16 protein-coding genes are annotated in these 15,804 nt (G+C 40.5%); 6 read left to right on the forward strand and 10 right to left on the reverse strand.

The genetic code is table 11. The features are described from left to right. Positions 1–193: 193 nt before the first annotated feature. The 6 genes from BKK47_RS05595 to pssA form a co-directional block, all read right to left on the reverse strand. Positions 194–1,201 (reverse strand): YeiH family protein, encoded by a 1,008-nt coding sequence (locus BKK47_RS05595; protein WP_077493917.1) that lies wholly within the window; start codon positions 1,199–1,201, stop codon positions 194–196. A gap of 190 nt (positions 1,202–1,391) precedes the next feature. Further along, complete coding sequence (locus BKK47_RS05600) at positions 1,392–1,607, reverse strand: sulfurtransferase TusA family protein (protein WP_077493918.1); 216 nt, start codon at positions 1,605–1,607, stop codon at positions 1,392–1,394. A gap of 3 nt (positions 1,608–1,610) precedes the next feature. Next, a complete protein-coding gene (locus BKK47_RS05605; protein ID WP_077493919.1) occupies positions 1,611–2,123 on the reverse strand; it encodes a hemerythrin domain-containing protein in 513 nt (170 codons plus the stop codon). Positions 2,124–2,180: 57 nt separating this feature from the next. Next, positions 2,181–3,344, reverse strand: coding sequence for a tRNA guanosine(34) transglycosylase Tgt (tgt, locus tag BKK47_RS05610; RefSeq protein WP_077493920.1), 1,164 nt, complete (start codon positions 3,342–3,344; stop codon positions 2,181–2,183). 320 nt (positions 3,345–3,664) lie between these two features. Next, positions 3,665–4,765 (reverse strand): tRNA preQ1(34) S-adenosylmethionine ribosyltransferase-isomerase QueA, encoded by a 1,101-nt coding sequence (queA, locus tag BKK47_RS05615; protein ID WP_077493921.1) that lies wholly within the window; start codon positions 4,763–4,765, stop codon positions 3,665–3,667. A gap of 91 nt (positions 4,766–4,856) precedes the next feature. After that, on the reverse strand, positions 4,857–6,224 hold the full coding sequence (gene pssA, locus BKK47_RS05620; protein ID WP_077493922.1) for a CDP-diacylglycerol--serine O-phosphatidyltransferase: 1,368 nt from the start codon (positions 6,222–6,224) through the stop codon (positions 4,857–4,859). Positions 6,225–6,372: 148 nt separating this feature from the next. Between pssA and BKK47_RS05625 the strand changes: the two genes are divergently transcribed. Next, on the forward strand, positions 6,373–7,413 hold the full coding sequence (locus BKK47_RS05625) for a TrmH family RNA methyltransferase (RefSeq protein WP_077493940.1): 1,041 nt from the start codon (positions 6,373–6,375) through the stop codon (positions 7,411–7,413). Between the two features lie 99 nt (positions 7,414–7,512). Here BKK47_RS05625 and yczE read toward each other — a convergent pair whose 3' ends face one another. The 4 genes from yczE to BKK47_RS05645 all read right to left on the reverse strand — a co-directional run bounded on the left by yczE (position 7,513) and on the right by BKK47_RS05645 (position 11,135). After that, the gene (gene yczE / locus BKK47_RS05630; protein ID WP_077493923.1) at positions 7,513–8,175 is read right to left on the reverse strand and encodes a membrane protein YczE; all 663 of its coding nucleotides are present in this window, start codon (positions 8,173–8,175) and stop codon (positions 7,513–7,515) included. A gap of 150 nt (positions 8,176–8,325) precedes the next feature. After that, the gene (locus BKK47_RS05635; RefSeq protein WP_077493924.1) at positions 8,326–8,655 is read right to left on the reverse strand and encodes a DMT family transporter; all 330 of its coding nucleotides are present in this window, start codon (positions 8,653–8,655) and stop codon (positions 8,326–8,328) included. A 76-nt stretch (positions 8,656–8,731) separates the two neighbouring features. Next, the gene (locus BKK47_RS05640; RefSeq protein ID WP_077493925.1) at positions 8,732–10,390 is read right to left on the reverse strand and encodes a phospho-sugar mutase; all 1,659 of its coding nucleotides are present in this window, start codon (positions 10,388–10,390) and stop codon (positions 8,732–8,734) included. A 178-nt stretch (positions 10,391–10,568) separates the two neighbouring features. Further along, complete coding sequence (locus tag BKK47_RS05645) at positions 10,569–11,135, reverse strand: DUF5358 domain-containing protein (protein WP_077493926.1); 567 nt, start codon at positions 11,133–11,135, stop codon at positions 10,569–10,571. A 145-nt stretch (positions 11,136–11,280) separates the two neighbouring features. Here BKK47_RS05645 and menB point away from each other — a divergent pair, with 145 nt between their 5' ends. The 5 genes from menB (at position 11,281) to accC (ending at position 15,729) form a co-directional block, all read left to right on the forward strand. Beyond that, positions 11,281–12,138 (forward strand): 1,4-dihydroxy-2-naphthoyl-CoA synthase, encoded by an 858-nt coding sequence (menB, locus tag BKK47_RS05650; RefSeq protein ID WP_077493927.1) that lies wholly within the window; start codon positions 11,281–11,283, stop codon positions 12,136–12,138. Positions 12,139–12,192: 54 nt separating this feature from the next. Next, a complete protein-coding gene (gene menC, locus BKK47_RS05655) occupies positions 12,193–13,185 on the forward strand; it encodes an o-succinylbenzoate synthase (protein WP_077493928.1) in 993 nt (330 codons plus the stop codon). Between the two features lie 57 nt (positions 13,186–13,242). Then, positions 13,243–13,692, forward strand: coding sequence for a type II 3-dehydroquinate dehydratase (gene aroQ, locus BKK47_RS05660; protein WP_077493929.1), 450 nt, complete (start codon positions 13,243–13,245; stop codon positions 13,690–13,692). A gap of 168 nt (positions 13,693–13,860) precedes the next feature. After that, the gene (gene accB / locus BKK47_RS05665) at positions 13,861–14,322 is read left to right on the forward strand and encodes an acetyl-CoA carboxylase biotin carboxyl carrier protein (RefSeq protein WP_077493930.1); all 462 of its coding nucleotides are present in this window, start codon (positions 13,861–13,863) and stop codon (positions 14,320–14,322) included. A 60-nt stretch (positions 14,323–14,382) separates the two neighbouring features. Then, entirely contained in the window at positions 14,383–15,729 is a 1,347-nt protein-coding gene (accC, locus tag BKK47_RS05670) for an acetyl-CoA carboxylase biotin carboxylase subunit (protein ID WP_077493931.1), read from the forward strand. Positions 15,730–15,804 lie beyond the last annotated feature (75 nt).

The following is a 15,804-nucleotide window of genomic DNA, read 5'->3' on the forward strand; positions in this document are numbered from 1 at the left end:
GGTTAGTATAACTGAATTTGCTATAAGTTAATCGTTGAATGGTAAAGCCTTAAGGGCTGAAGTCGATTTTTACTAAATTCTGAAAAATTTTCAAGTAGTCAGAAAAATCTGTTTATAGTCGCTTTGATTTATATCGTAACTACATCATAGATTTATTCCAAGCGATCAATTCCGAAAGAAAAATTTTCCTTCCTTAGCCTAATAAGTGATAAAGCAGTAAGTTAATAACAAACCCACCAACAACCAACCATACAAAGACCAATGCACCTAATAAAAGCGGCTTTAATCCGGCCTGTTTCACTGTGCTCACATTTGTGGTTAATCCCAGTCCTGCCATGGCTGCCATTAAAAAAATAGTATCAATTTGAACTAATACATTCACCCATTCGGTCGGTAATAAGTTAAAAGAATTAAACACGGCAACGAGGATAAACATTAACGCAAAATAAGGAATTGAAATCGTGTGCTTTTGTTCTTTATCTTTGTGTAAAAAATAAGATAAGGCGAGTAAAAAAGGAGCAAGCATCATTACCCGTATCATTTTTGAAACCACCGCAACATCAGCGACAACTGGGCTAATATTACTCCCTGCTGCATAGACTTGGGCGACTTCATGTATGGAAGAACCGATGTAAATACCAAACTGATGGGGATTAATAAAATCAATCAAAATAGGATAAAGAACAGGGTATAAAAACATAGAAATTGTGCCGAAAATAACGATTAACGCTACGGCAACAGAAACTTTGTAAGAGGGGGCTTTTACCACAGGTTCGCTTGCAATAATTGCAGCAGCACCGCAAATGCTACATCCGGCACCGGTAAGAAAAACGATTTGTTTATCAAGTTTTAAGATCTTAATGCCAATCCAGCAGGTAATCACAAATGTCAATACTAACATAATGGCATCGGCTAATACTGCATTGACTCCCACTTGCCCGATATCTTGTAGAGTAATTCTGAAACCATACAAAATAATGCCGAGGCGTAACAATTTTCCTTTAGCGAAAGTTACACCGAGATGCGTAAAATTTTCAATTTTATGATAGAACGTATTGCCGCATAGAATACCAATGACAATTGCCAATGTTAATGCGCTGATATTCAGTCTTTCGACTAATGCATTATTTCCAATGAAAACAGCGATTGCCGTGATCACTAATACCAAAAGTAAACCCCAAATCATGTTTAAATTTTTCATCATTATTCCCTCTTTAGACTAAAATTCGGCTACAAAAACTAATTATAGTGATTTTGGTCGATAGGTGTTATTTAATTAAGAGATATTGAAAGAAATCACAGAATTGAATGTGGTAATACTTTGCTTACCGGTAATTGAAAGTTGCGAAGAATAGCGAGTAACTTTTTATAAAAACTTATCACGAGTAAACTTATTTTGAACGCCTACGAAGAATAAATGAATGATCTTCATTTCGCTGACATAAACAATCTAAGCTTTCGCACAGCTGCTCAATTTCCTTTTCACTGCTTTCTGTTGAAATGAGTACTAGTAAGCTGTCGTCTTTTGTGAGGGCAACCAGAGATTTTTTTATCATCAGCAATGGCAAAGGGCAGCGATAATCTTGCGTATCAAGTTGATAATCCATAACTCAAGGATGACGCCGATTTGACATAACTTGCCCAATCGCCTTCAATTCTGTTTCGGTCAAATGTTGCTTACCTAATTCAAAAAGGGGTTCTTCAATCAGAATGTGTTTATCGTAACCCAACACAAAGCGTTGGATTAGAGCAGGATCGAGAGAAATACTTTCTTGTGCAATTAGATCTTCCAATTGTTCCGAAAGTAAACGCCAATTTTCGTGTAAATCAATATGTTGGCGTTCTAATTCTTCTACTTGCGATTGAATTTCCGGTGCTTTGAGCATTAAGGCAGGAAAAAAGTCTTTTTCCTCATCATCGTGATGAAGCAGAGCTGCATAATTAAAATATTGTAAGATAATTTTTACATCATTCAGTACGGCTTGGTTCACGCCATTTTTCTCTAGATAACCCGGTAAAATGCTGAGTTGATGACAAAAGCGTTTTACTTTGCTGTGGCAGGTATAAAGCATTTCAATGGGGTCATTCCAACTGGCGAATTGCTGAGGTTCAAGAATTTGCATAATTTTCCTTCTCTTCGTGTGAAAAATGCGGTCAAAAATGACCGCACTTTTTGTGCCTTATTCAGATAATGGTAAGGACGTAGTATCAAGTTGCAACGGTGGTACAGGTTTCCCTATTCTCGCATAAAACGCTACCACAAAATCATCAAAACGATCATCTTCAATGGCTTGACGAATTTCCGCCATAAGGCGTTGGTAATAACGCAAATTATGAATAGTATTTAAGCGTGCCCCTAAAATCTCGCCGCATTTATCTAGATGATATAAATAGGCTTTGGTGTAATTTTTACAGGTGTAACAATCACAATGAGGATCGAGTGGGCTGGTGTCATCACGGTATTTCGCATTACGAATTTTCACAATACCGTCCGTGACAAATAAGTGGCCGTTACGGGCATTGCGGGTTGGCATCACGCAATCAAACATATCGATGCCACGACGAACGCCTTCAACCAAATCTTCCGGTTTTCCTACGCCCATTAAATAACGTGGTTTATCTGCCGGAATTTGCGGACAAATGTATTCTAAAATACGGTGCATATCTTCTTTCGGTTCGCCCACGGCCAAACCACCCACAGCATAACCGTCAAAACCGATATTGACTAAGCCTTCCAAGGAAATTTTGCGTAATTCTTCAAATATGCCTCCTTGAATGATCCCGAAAAGCGCATTTTTATTGCTGAGTTCATCAAAGCGATCACGGCTACGTTTTGCCCAACGAAGGGACATTTCCATGGATTTTTTGGCATAGTCAAAGGTTGCAGGATAGGGAGTACATTCATCGAAAATCATCACGATATCGGAGCCGAGATCATATTGAATTTCCATAGATTTTTCCGGAGAAAGGAAGATTCGCTCGCCATTAATCGGATTTTGGAATTGTACGCCTTCTTCGGTGATTTTGCGTAATTTCCCAAGACTAAATACTTGGAAACCGCCGCTATCAGTTAAGATTGGGCGATGCCACTGCATGAAATCGTGTAAATCACCGTGTTTACGCATCACTTCTTGTCCCGGGCGCAACCATAAATGGAAGGTATTACCCAGTAAAATTTCAGCCCCCGTTGCACGAACTTCTTCTGGCGTCATTCCTTTCACGGTACCATAAGTACCCACTGGCATAAATGCAGGCGTTTCCACTTTAAATGTACCTTGTGGGCGTTCAAAGACTAACCGCCCACGGCGTGCATTGCCGCTCGTTTTGTCTAATTCATACTTCATTTTTATTTCCTCAACGAATAAACAGTTCGAAGATTTTTATTAATAAAAAAGCCTGTTTAAATTCACAGGCTTCATGCTATAATTTTTTTAATGCTCTTTGAGCAGAGGCGGATCTACTAAGATAGTCTGCCAGTTACCGCTGTCAGGCTATATTGTAGATCCTGATTGTTAATCATATCAAAGATAAAAATATGACTAAATTCACAATTAAATTGGTCATCATTACCCTACTTTGCCTGCGATTAAAAGGCAGCGCTGACTAAGCAGATTCACCGAAACAAGAGGTAGTTGGCGTATTGTAGGCGTTGCCTTTCTTTAAGTCAAACGACTTGTTCCAATCCTATCACATTCGGATTTTTTGTAATAAACATCGCATCGCCATAACTGAAAAAACGATAGCGATTTTCCACCGCACTTTTGTAGGCATTCATTGTACGGGTGAAACCGGCAAAAGCAGAAACCAGCATAATGAGGGTACTTTCCGGTAGATGGAAATTGGTGATTAAGGCATCTACTACACGGAATTTTTTACCCGGATAAATGAAAATTGAGGTGTCGGAAAAATAGGGTTCGATCAAATCCGGATTTCCGTTTTCTTCGGCAGACAACGCAGCGGTTTCAATAGAGCGGACGGAAGTTGTTCCCACCGCAATCACGCGTTTTCCTGCTTTTTTTGTGGCAATAATGGCATTACACACTTCTTGTGAAAGCTCCACATATTCGGCATGCATAATATGATCTTCAATATTTTCCACTCGAACCGGTTGGAATGTGCCTGCCCCTACATGGAGAGTGACAAATTCAAAATTTACCCCTTTGGATCGAAGTTTTGCCAATAATTCATCATCGAAATGCAAGCCTGCTGTTGGTGCAGCCACTGCCCCCGGTACTTTGCTATAAACGGTTTGATAGCATTCTTGATCCGCCTCCTCATCCGGGCGATCAATATAAGGCGGTAACGGCATATGCCCGATTTGTTGCAGCACAGTTAAAAGTGTAGTGGATTTATCCTCTAATTCCACTTCAAAAAGTGTGCTGTGGCGTGCCGTCATCACTGCTTGAATGCCGTTATTTTCACCGAGTTTATCTTCCCCTAAAAATAATTCAGTACCTTCCTTCGGCGCTTTTGAGGAGCGGATATGGGCGAGAAAACGATGCTCATTCAACATACGTTCAACCAGTACTTCAATTTTACCGCCACTGGCTTTGCATCCGAACATTCGGGCGGGAATCACTCGGGTATTGTTAAAAATCAACAAATCGCCTTCATCAATGAGATCTAATACCTCCGTGAAAGTGCGGTGAGAAATTTCACCGTTTTCACCATTTAACGTCAGAAGACGACAAGAGGAACGATCTGCTTTAGGATAACGGGCGATAAGTTCATCGGGTAAGTCAAAATGGAAATCGGAAACACGCATAATAGTATTTGGTTGATAAAAAGAATGGGGTAGTCTAGTTAGAATAATTGGGAAGCTCAAGGGGAAATGTTCGCCATTTCCCTTTTTCCTATTAAAGAATCATTTTTACTAATTTATCTGCTTTAATTCGGGCAAATTTTTTCAGTAATTTTTGAACCGGCTCAGGGTATTGAGATAGCTCTTCCAATTCGGAATAGTGACTCAATACGGTGGTATGCTGACGAATATGGTTTAACTCTTTCTCAGCTTGATCACGTAATTCCTGCTTCGGATCGTGAATCAATAACCCATTTTCCGCATCTAAACGCCAAGCACGCGGATTTAAGTTATTACCGGTCAGCAAAATATAATCTTTATCCACCCACACACCTTTTAAATGGTAAGTGTTATCGCCGTCTTTCCATAAACGAATCGTCAATCGGCCCTGTTCAATTTCTTGTTGGAATTTTTCACAAAAATGACGGAGGTTGCTTTCGTATAAATAAGGCAATGCGCCCGCCATTTTGAACGGTTGTTCCGGTGGAATATAAAAATCGTTTGCTACTTTGTCGCCCACGATAATCTCGATCTTTTTCCCTTCTTCCAGCAAATGGGCAATTTTAAGTTGTAGGGTTCGGGGAAAATTAAAATAAGGAGTACAAACCACCAAATTTTCTTGGACTTGTAAAAACAAATCTTCAATGATTTGGTTTAATTCATTGTCTGAAGCACCTAAGCCAAATAATGGGGAAACACTTAAAATATCGGAAAAACTAACTGCACCTTCCAAGCTGTATTCCGCGTGATTAGCTAAATTTTTACGATAAGCACGAATAGCAGAGCGAATTTCTTTGGTGCGGGGACGGTTTGCTACATCAAGTGGGTGAACGGCATTCAAGTCCAATAAATAATCATTAATAAAATTCACCATTGAATCGGCTAATGCCACATTCGTGATTTTTTGATAGCGGTCATAACGGTATTTGTCCTCTTGTTGCAAATACACGTTGTTGATACTTGCGCCACTATAAAGTACCGTATCATCGAAAATAAACCCCTTGATATGCAAAACGCCGAACACTTCACGGGTATTAATCGGCACACCGAAAAACATATTCGGATCCTCCGAAAGTTGGTAGGTTTGACGCTGTTCCACATACCAATCGGCATTGGTCGCAGATTTTTCCGCTCCTAATAAATTACGCTGACCACGATGCCAATCCACAAGGATTTTAATATCTAAGTCAGGCTGTTCTTGTTTTATTCGGTAAATTTCATCAAGAATTTCTTGTCCCGCTTCATCTTTTTGCCAGTAAAGTGCGGTTACATAAATACGTTTTTTCGCATTTCTAATTAATTCAATAATCTGAGTTTTAAATTCAGTCGGACTGAACAAAAATTCCACTTGTGCTTTTTCTAAAGGTAAAAAAGGCAGATTTTTGAGATTTTGTTCTGTACGTTTTAATTTATTGATTAACATAATTTGTCTCTGCATTCTCTAGGAATGGGCTAGTTTACAATATTTCATTGATGGATTGATAGAAAAAAGGTTTTTTTTCGTTATAATGCTCACAAAATTTGACATTTATTGGCGAATTATTATTCAATTTTTTCTTGGGTATCTCCTTATGAACAGTTCTCGCAAGCCTATTTTTCAGACAAATTCTAATAAATCTTTTCAAGAGCGTGCTTTTGATGGGAAACAAAATTCCGAAAAACACCGTGAAAATCGACCGCACTTTGATAAAAAACATGATGAGAGAAAAAAACAACATCGTTTTCAACAAGAAGTTCGTGAGCCGCGTGTTGCTGAGCTTTCTCTAAATAAAAGCAGCAGAGCGCAAGGTAATGTCAAAGTTTTAATGAAAAGCACGGGGACGGCATACAAACCAAAAGAAAAGAAAACCGGCGCACTTTCACCCCGTGCGCCGGAAAAAATTAAGAAAAATCGTGCGGAAGAAATGAAAGTCTATGGTGAAAATGCCTGTTTAGCGTTATTTAATAATCGTCCGGAAAGTATTGTTCGTGTTTGGGCTACGGTGCAGATGTCGCATAAAATCGGTGAAATGTTCAGCTATTTAGCGGCAAACAAAAAAGTGTACCACGTGGTAGATAATGAAGAATTATCCCTTGTAAGCGGTACGACGCATCACGGCGGTATTTGTATGTTAGTGAAAAAACAACGCCCGTTCATGTTGCAAGGCTATTTGGATATTCCGCACAAGGAAGATTGTTTAGTGCTGTTAGACAATGTAGATAATGCTCAAAATATTGGGGGAGTACTGCGTACCTGTGCGTTTTATGGTGTGAAGAATGTGGTAACTAATAATGCCGATAATCTGTATTCTGCGGCAGCTATGCGTGTTGCAGAAGGCGGCGCGGAACATATCCGTTTATTAGAATGTTTAGATATTGAATCTGCATTACAACAACTTCGCCAAAGCGGGTATCAAGTGATACATGTTGCGCAAGACAAAGAGGGGACTTCTCTTGATTCGGTTCAATTTAATAAAAAAGTCGCATTTTTATTCAGTGAAAGTGGCACGTTGGATTTATACGAAAGACCGGATGTAAATGTTCGTTTATCTTTAAGCAGTCCATTAAAAAATGGCTTAAATATTGCGGTAAACAGTGGCATTCTGTTGTCGAAATGGTATTTTTCAAAGTAAGAATAGACCAAAGTGCGGTCGTTTTTTTCATCGTTTGAAGGCTGAATTATCAGCCTTTTATTTTGAAAAAAGACATTAGTCATTATGTTAGATTGGTGGCTAAAACTTATGTTTTTCATTTAATGAATGTGAGAAACGGGTAATTAATTCTAGGCAACCTTGTACAATCCAACCGATTCCGGCGGCAAAAATCAGCGTGCCGATACCCACTATTCCTCCTAGAAAAAAACCGAATAGGCAAACCGATATTTCAATACCGGTACGGACGAACCCTACTTTTAGATGGAAGCGTTGGCAAATCCCCACCATAAGCCCGTCACGAGGGCCTGCCCCCAAATGGCAAGTGAGATACAATGCTGTGCCTAACCCATATAGAAAAATCCCGATTATTCCAAAAGTCATGCGTGACAAAAGTGCGGTCGGTTCCGGTAGAATTTTTGTAGTAATGTCTAAGAAAAAAGCAATCATAATAATATTTAGAAGAGTGCCTAGCCCAAAACGTAGTTTTAAGGGTAGCCATGCCAACATTACTACAACGCTAATAAAAAACGATGCCCAGCCAATACCAATTCCACTTTGTAAGGCAATGCCTTGAGAAAGCACTGTCCAAGGCGTGGAACCAAAATTGGACAATACAATTAGCCCATCGCCGATTCCTAATATTGCTAATGCAAATAACAACACACAGATCGTTTTACTTTCTAGCGACCATAATGAACTTGCCGCCCAGTTTGTATAAGGTATTGCTCGTGCTTTTTTCATAAAGTACCTATGATTAAGAAGATATGGCTATCATAAAGGGGAATAAGTGAAAGGCAAAACACTTTAATACCATATTATATAGTGGAATTAACTATGCAGATTTTCGCTTTTTGATTAGTTAATATAGGAATGACATAATACCGCTCTTTTTTAATGGGATGCGCTTGAAAATAGGTTAATGACCAACACGCCGGCAATAATTAACCCAATGCCAATTATTCCAGCCGTATCAATTTTTTGTCCAAAAGCAAAATAGGCAACTACTGCCGTAAGGACAATGCCCACCCCTGACCAAATGGCGTAAACCAAACCAACGGGTAAAGAACGAAAAATAATTGAAACAAAATAAAAAGAAATCGCATAGAGCGTGAGCGAGCCTACGGTAGGAAAAAGTTTGGTAAAACCATCACTCAGTTTTAATAAATTTGTTGCAGCAATTTCTAAGCAAATGGAAATTGCGAGTAAAATCCAAGGGTTCATTTATTTATTCCTCGTGAAATAAAAAAGAGATGCAATTAGGCATCTCTTTTATTGCATTATCGTAACTATTTAATTATTAACACTCTTGTTTACCGTAGGCATCTTGGCGCAGAATGTTGCGCACGCCTTCATCAAAATCAGCAAGCACTTGTTCTGCATTTTTCGGATCCGTACCACGTGCGTCTAAATAGAACTTAATTTTCGGCTCCGTACCTGAAGGACGCGCAATTAAACGGGAACCGTTTTCCAATACAAATACGAGAATATCGCTTTGACGATCGGTTTTCGTATGGTCGATAAATTGTGCCACGTTCACACCTCCGATAACGCTTGGCGGTGTGTTGCGAAGTGCGGTCATTAATTTGCCGATTTCGGAAAGATCGCTGACACGAATAGAGATTTGTCCGCTCACATAAGCGCCAAATTCTTTAGTAAATTCATCGGCATAATCCGCTAAGGTCTTACCTTGTTTTTTCAAGTTGCGGACAAGATCTAATAACATAATTGCTGCGGAGATACCGTCTTTATCACGGACTTTATCCGGATCCACCAAGTAACCGAGAGCTTCTTCAAAACCAAACAATAAGCCTTGAACTTTACCGATATATTTGAAACCGGTTAAGGTTTCTTCCGATTGGAAACCATATTTTTTTGCTATTTCGGCAAGTGCCGGGGAGGAGACTAAAGAGCAAGCCAATACCCCTTGTTTACCTTGTGCATGGTATTGTTTGGCTAAATACCAACCTAAGAAACAACCCACCACGTTGCCGTGTAAAGGTTTCCAGTTGCCTTCCGCATCCGGTACGGCAACGGCTAAACGGTCGGCATCTGGGTCGTTTGCGATAATAAATTCGGCGTTATTTTCTTTCGCCACTTTAATCGCAAGATCCAATGCGCCTTTTTCTTCTGGGTTTGGGAAATTAACCGTTGGGAAAGTACCGTCCGGCCACACTTGTTCGGCGACGATGTGAGGCTGTGGTAAACCGGATTTAGCTAAGGTTTTGCTTAATACTTCATAACCCACGCCGTGCATGGCGGTATAAACATAGTTGATGTCGCATTGTGGCTCTTTAGCAAGAGAGGCGGTTTTGGCAATATAAGCGTCCACCACTTCATCATTTAACACAACATAATCATTGCTACGCGGTAAATCTTGAATACTACCTGCCGCCACTTTGTCGATTAATGTCGCAATTTCCTGATCGGCGGGTGAAACGATTTGTCCCCCTCCGTTCGCTTTTCCTAAGTACACTTTATAACCGTTATCTTCCGGTGGGTTGTGGCTTGCGGTAACCATCACACCGGCGGTCGTATCGAAATATTGAATAGCGTAGGCTAATACCGGTGTTGGTAATTTGCGTGGCAACAAATAAGCCTTCACTCCCGCACCCGCCATGATTTCAGCGGTGTCGCGCGCAAATACATCTGAATTTTTACGCCCGTCATAGCCAATCACAATGGAAGGTTGTTTGTCATAGCCTTTTAAGAAATCCGCTAAACCGCCGGCGGCTTGTGCTACTAAAACTCGGTTCATGCCCATTGAACCTGCTTGTAAAGGACCTCGTAAACCGGCAGTACCAAATTGCAAACGACCGTCAAAACGAGTCTGTAATTCTGCTTCTGCTTTTGTATCGCCTGCTTTTGCTGATTCTAAAAGTGCGGTCAATTCTGCGCGAGTTTCTGCATCAGGATCTTGGTTTAACCAATTTTGTGCTACATCAAAGAGAGTTGCCATAATTTCACCTTCTTAAGTTGAAAAAATATTTTGGATAGACTATCGGAAAACAATTAAACCTCAAAGGGTTATTTACCGAAAGTTTGATCTGTTTAACATTTTTTATTCGTATAATCGTTTACTTAAAAACGATATTTGATTTTTATCTTGAATGATGCCTAGATTCGTTTGATGAAACTCACAGTAGTAGTGCCGAACCCCATTTTATGATATCAAAAAAGAATTTATTTTGATTGGTGGCGACACCATCAGTATTCTTAGATGTACCGTCTTCATTCTTTGAATTATCGACCATACCGTTTTTATATTGACCTTTCACTACATCTAAATCATCACGTGCTTGGGTGCGTAAAATCTGACAGTATTGATTATTTAGTGATTCCACACTCCCTATCGCGGTACGGAATTTTTTGAATTGATAAGTGGCATAACTCATGGATTTTTCATCATTTTGAATAATCTTCACATAATCTTCGCCAATAATGTTTTCCAAAGGATAGAAAAAAACATATTGGGAGTGAATATAACTATCTTCTTTGGCAAAGTGCTGTTGCTGAATACGGGTGAGGTTCGGATAAATACATTGCTCCGCTTGTTTGCTGGCAATCGCCCATTGTTTCGCATTTTTATCTGAAAGCTGATAATCCGCACCGGCAAATTCTGCCGGAATAGGGGATTCTGATGAGTCGAAAAGGTTACAACTACTGAGTAATAGTGTTATGCCGAGTGTAAAAATAAATTTCATATTGGGTCTCGAAAAATTGGTTTATATAGATGAAATTCTAGCAATAAGCACAGAATAGATAAAGGCTGAAATAAATTTTCATTTTCCCGATTGGAAAAACTTCCGCTATAATGACCGCACTTTTCGTTAATTAAAAGGAATATTCATGCAAAATCCAAAAGATGATGTGCTTTATGCACCCGTTGAATGGGTCGATCACAGCGAAGGCTATACCGATATTCGCTATCATAAATCCACTGACGGTATCGCAAAAATCACCATTAACCGTCCGGAAGTGCGTAATGCATTTCGTCCGCAAACCGTTAAAGAAATGATCCATGCCTTCTCTAATGCACGTTTTGATGAAAAAATCGGTGTCATTGTATTAACCGGAGAAGGCGAAAAAGCCTTCTGTTCAGGCGGCGATCAAAAAATTCGTGGGGATTACGGCGGCTACAAAGACGAAAGCGGCGTACATCATTTGAATGTATTGGATTTCCAACGGGATATTCGTACTTGCCCTAAACCGGTGGTGGCGATGGTGGCGGGTTATGCCATTGGCGGCGGTCATGTATTGCATATGTTATGTGATTTAACCATTGCGGCAGATAATGCCATTTTCGGTCAAACAGGACCGAAAGTAGGATCTTTTGACGGCGGTTGGGGGGCAAGCTACATGGCTCGCTTAGTCGGTCAGAAGAAAGCCCGTGAGATTTGGTTCTTATGTCGTCAATATAATGCACAAGAAGCCTTAGATATGGGCTTGGTGAACACTGTGGTTCCTTATGCCGATCTTGAAAAAGAAACGGTGCGTTGGTGTCGGGAAATGCTTCGCAACAGCCCGATTGCATTACGTTGTTTGAAAGCCGCATTAAATGCTGACTGTGACGGTCAAGCCGGTCTTCAAGAATTGGCGGGGAATGCGACCATGTTGTTTTATATGACAGAAGAAGGTCAAGAAGGTCGCAATGCGTTTAATGAAAAACGTGCGCCGGATTTCAGCAAATTCAGACGTAATCCTTAATTATTCAACCAAAAGTGCGGTTAATTTCAACCGCACTTTTTGTAAGCAAGATTTATGACAATTCGACAATATAAACTTTATCGTTATTCCATTCCTGTTGATAGCCAGCTTATTTTGCGAGATCGGTTTTTAAAACGCCGTGAAGGTTTGCTTGTGCGTATCCAATGTCAGAATAATGAAGGTTGGGGAGAAATTGCGCCGTTGCCGGGATTTAGTGAGGAATCCTTAGAAATGGCGGAAAGCCAAGCAATACAATGGCTTGCCGATTGGGATGCTGCACGTAGCCGTGATGAAAAGTTATCTCTTGATGGGCTTTATCCGTCCGTAGCCTTTGGCTTGAGCTGTGCACTGGCAGAACTAAAGGGGGAACTCAATGCAGAGGGAAATTATCACACAGCCCCTTTGTGTTATGGCGATCCCGATGATCTTTATGGAAAATTAGCCCATCTTTCCGGTGAGAAAGTGGCAAAAATCAAAGTGGGGATGTATGAAGCTAACCGAGATGGGTTGATCGCGGATATGTTTTTAGAAGCCATTCCCGAGTTGCAGCTGCGCCTTGATGCAAACTGTCGTTGGTCGCTTGAAAAAGCATTGCTGTTTGCGACAAAAATAAAACCGGCGCATCGTGCCCGCATTCAATTTTTGGAAGAACCTTGCAAAACGCCTGAATTAAGCCGTGAATTTGCGGCTCAAACAGGGATTGCCATTGCCTGGGATGAATCCTTACGAGAACCTGATTTTCAGCTTAAAAAAGAACCATACTTGGCAGCAGTTGTGATTAAACCGACATTAATTGGTTCCCTTGAGCGTTGTATTGAATTAATCAAAAAAGCTCATACTTTGGGATTAAAAGCGGTAGTTAGTTCAAGTATTGAAAGTAGCCTTGGTTTAACCCAACTGGCACGAATGGCACAACAATATACACCGAATGTGACACCGGGTTTAGATACGCTGGATTTAATGACTTATCAAGTGCTGCGTCCGTGGAAAGGATCGAGATTGCCGCTTATTGATTTAGATTCCGAATTGATTACAAGAATTATCTGATTCGACCACCGCTTATCGAAAAATCCGTATAATGCACAATCTTAAAAGGAAGAGAAAATGTCGCAAAAATCCCGAATTTTGTTACTAAACGGCCCGAACTTAAATATGTTAGGCGCGCGTGAACCTAAACATTACGGCAGTTTATCCCTTGCAGCCATTGAAGCAAATCTAAAGTTATTGGCTAATCAACACAATATTGAACTAGATTGTTTCCAAGCAAATAGCGAGGAAAAACTGATTGAAAAAATCCACCAAAGTTTCCAAACCGTAGATTTTATTTTAATTAATCCTGCCGCTTATACGCATACGAGTGTGGCTTTACGGGATGCCTTATTGGCGGTATCCATTCCTTTTGTGGAAATTCATTTGTCTAACGTACATAAACGTGAGCCGTTTCGTCATCATTCTTATTTCAGTGACGTTGCGGAAGGTGTGGTTTGCGGATTGGGCGCAAAGGGGTATGAATTTGCCTTTTTATTTGCCTTGGATTTTTTAGCGAAAAAGTAACGAAAATAAGCATTTTAGGCGAAATTCATAGAATTTTATCGCAATTTAGCTAAATTTAATGTAATCTTTGCCTGCTCAAAGACAAGTTTATAACTGATCGCAATTTTGTGTACTTATTTTGATAGATAAAAGTGCGGTCAAAAATTTTATTCTTTTAGGAAGAACATAATGGACATTCGTAAAATTAAAAAACTGATCGAATTAGTGGAAGAATCAGGTATCACTGAATTAGAAGTTCAAGAAGAAGAGGGTACGGTTCGTATTAGTCGTGCCGTTCCTGCCGTTGTACCGGCGGCGGTACAATATTCCGCACCTGTTGCGGCGCCGGCAGTTGTACCGGCTCAGGTCAATGCACCTGCGCCAACTGCTGCTCAGGCAGTGTCTGAAGAAGTCGTTGGTCACCAAGTTCGTTCCCCGATGGTCGGCACATTCTACCGTAGCCCAAGCCCGGAAGCGAAAGCATTTGTTGATGTAGGACAACCGGTTAAAGTCGGTGATACGCTTTGTATCGTTGAGGCAATGAAAATGATGAACCGTATTGAAGCGGACAAAGCCGGTGTAGTAAAAGCAATCCTCGTCAATGATGGCGAACCGGTTGAATTTGATCAACCATTGATCGTTATCGAATAACCCTATCAATTATCCAAAATGGCGGGCTTGCCCGCCATTTTTTAACAAGTGGAATTTCTTATGTTAGAAAAAGTTGTGATTGCCAACCGTGGTGAAATTGCATTACGCATTTTACGCGCGTGTAAAGAATTAGGCATTAAAACCGTTGCGGTTCACTCCACGGCAGATCGTGATTTAAAACATGTATTATTGGCAGATGAAACCGTTTGCATCGGGCCTGCACCTTCGGCAAAAAGCTATCTAAACATTCCTGCGATTATTGCTGCCGCTGAAGTGACGGGGGCGGATGCCATTCATCCGGGATATGGTTTTTTATCTGAAAATGCGGATTTTGCCGAGCAAGTAGAGCGTTCAGGTTTTACTTTTATCGGGCCGACAGCAGATGTTATTCGTTTAATGGGTGATAAAGTCTCTGCGATTAAAGCAATGAAAAAAGCCGGGGTGCCTTGTGTGCCGGGATCTGATGGCCCTGTCGGAAACGACATAGCCAAAAATAAAGAAATTGCAAAACGTATCGGTTATCCAATTATTATTAAAGCCTCCGGTGGCGGTGGCGGTCGCGGTATGCGTGTTGTCCGTAGCGAAGAAGCATTAGAAGAATCCATTGCGATGACAAAAGCGGAAGCAAAAGCGGCGTTTAATAATGATATGGTTTATATGGAAAAATACTTAGAAAATCCACGTCATGTGGAAATTCAAGTATTGGCGGATACTCACGGTAACGCTGTGTATTTGGCAGAACGTGACTGTTCAATGCAGCGTCGCCATCAAAAAGTAGTGGAAGAGGCACCGGCTCCGGGAATCACTGAAGAACTTCGCCGTGACATCGGTTCCCGTTGTGCAAATGCTTGTGTGGAAATCGGTTATCGTGGAGCTGGTACATTCGAGTTTTTATATGAAAACGGTGAATTTTATTTCATTGAAATGAATACCCGTATCCAAGTGGAACATCCGGTAACAGAAATGATTACCGGCGTGGATTTGGTTAAAGAGCAGTTACGCATTGCCGCAGGTTTACCGATTTCTTTCAAACAAGAAGATATTAAAGTAAAAGGTCATGCGATCGAGTGCCGTATTAATGCGGAAGATCCTAAATCATTCTTACCATCACCGGGGAGAGTCAATCACTTACATTCACCGGGTGGTTTTGGCGTGCGTTGGGATTCCCATGTGTATGGCGGTTATACAGTGCCTCCGCATTATGATTCCATGATTGCAAAACTTATTGCCTATGGCGATACCCGAGATGTGGCGATCCGCCGTATGCAAAATGCTTTGGCTGAAACCATCATTGATGGCATTAAAACTAATATTCCACTACATGAGATGATTTTGGAAGATGAAAATTTCCAAAAAGGGGGAACAAATATTCATTACCTTGAGAAAAAATTAGGGTTACATGATTAATTAAAAAAATGGCTCACGAAAGTGAGCCTTTTTGTTGATTGCGAATGATACATTTAATCATTTCTTACCACCTTC

Source organism: Rodentibacter mrazii, assembly GCF_001998825.1.
In the GTDB taxonomy this organism is placed as follows: domain Bacteria; phylum Pseudomonadota; class Gammaproteobacteria; order Enterobacterales; family Pasteurellaceae; genus Rodentibacter; species Rodentibacter mrazii.

Bases quoted from the DNA above. Each gene is read 5' to 3' on its own strand.
- BKK47_RS05600 (WP_077493918.1), bottom strand. From the start codon at position 1,607: ATGGATTATCAACTTGATACGCAAGATTATCGCTGCCCTTTGCCATTG.
- accC (WP_077493931.1), top strand. From the start codon at position 14,383: ATGTTAGAAAAAGTTGTGATTGCCAACCGTGGTGAAATTGCATTACGC.
- BKK47_RS05645 (WP_077493926.1), bottom strand. From the start codon at position 11,135: ATGAAATTTATTTTTACACTCGGCATAACACTATTACTCAGTAGTTGT.
- yczE (WP_077493923.1), bottom strand. From the start codon at position 8,175: ATGAAAAAAGCACGAGCAATACCTTATACAAACTGGGCGGCAAGTTCA.
- queA (WP_077493921.1), bottom strand. From the start codon at position 4,765: ATGCGTGTTTCCGATTTCCATTTTGACTTACCCGATGAACTTATCGCC.
- menB (WP_077493927.1), top strand. From the start codon at position 11,281: ATGCAAAATCCAAAAGATGATGTGCTTTATGCACCCGTTGAATGGGTC.
- BKK47_RS05595 (WP_077493917.1), bottom strand. From the start codon at position 1,201: ATGAAAAATTTAAACATGATTTGGGGTTTACTTTTGGTATTAGTGATC.
- accB (WP_077493930.1), top strand. From the start codon at position 13,861: ATGGACATTCGTAAAATTAAAAAACTGATCGAATTAGTGGAAGAATCA.
- BKK47_RS05625 (WP_077493940.1), top strand. From the start codon at position 6,373: ATGAACAGTTCTCGCAAGCCTATTTTTCAGACAAATTCTAATAAATCT.
- menC (WP_077493928.1), top strand. From the start codon at position 12,193: ATGACAATTCGACAATATAAACTTTATCGTTATTCCATTCCTGTTGAT.
- aroQ (WP_077493929.1), top strand. From the start codon at position 13,243: ATGTCGCAAAAATCCCGAATTTTGTTACTAAACGGCCCGAACTTAAAT.
- BKK47_RS05635 (WP_077493924.1), bottom strand. From the start codon at position 8,655: ATGAACCCTTGGATTTTACTCGCAATTTCCATTTGCTTAGAAATTGCT.
- tgt (WP_077493920.1), bottom strand. From the start codon at position 3,344: ATGAAGTATGAATTAGACAAAACGAGCGGCAATGCACGCCGTGGGCGG.
- BKK47_RS05640 (WP_077493925.1), bottom strand. From the start codon at position 10,390: ATGGCAACTCTCTTTGATGTAGCACAAAATTGGTTAAACCAAGATCCT.
- pssA (WP_077493922.1), bottom strand. From the start codon at position 6,224: ATGTTAATCAATAAATTAAAACGTACAGAACAAAATCTCAAAAATCTG.
- BKK47_RS05605 (WP_077493919.1), bottom strand. From the start codon at position 2,123: ATGCAAATTCTTGAACCTCAGCAATTCGCCAGTTGGAATGACCCCATT.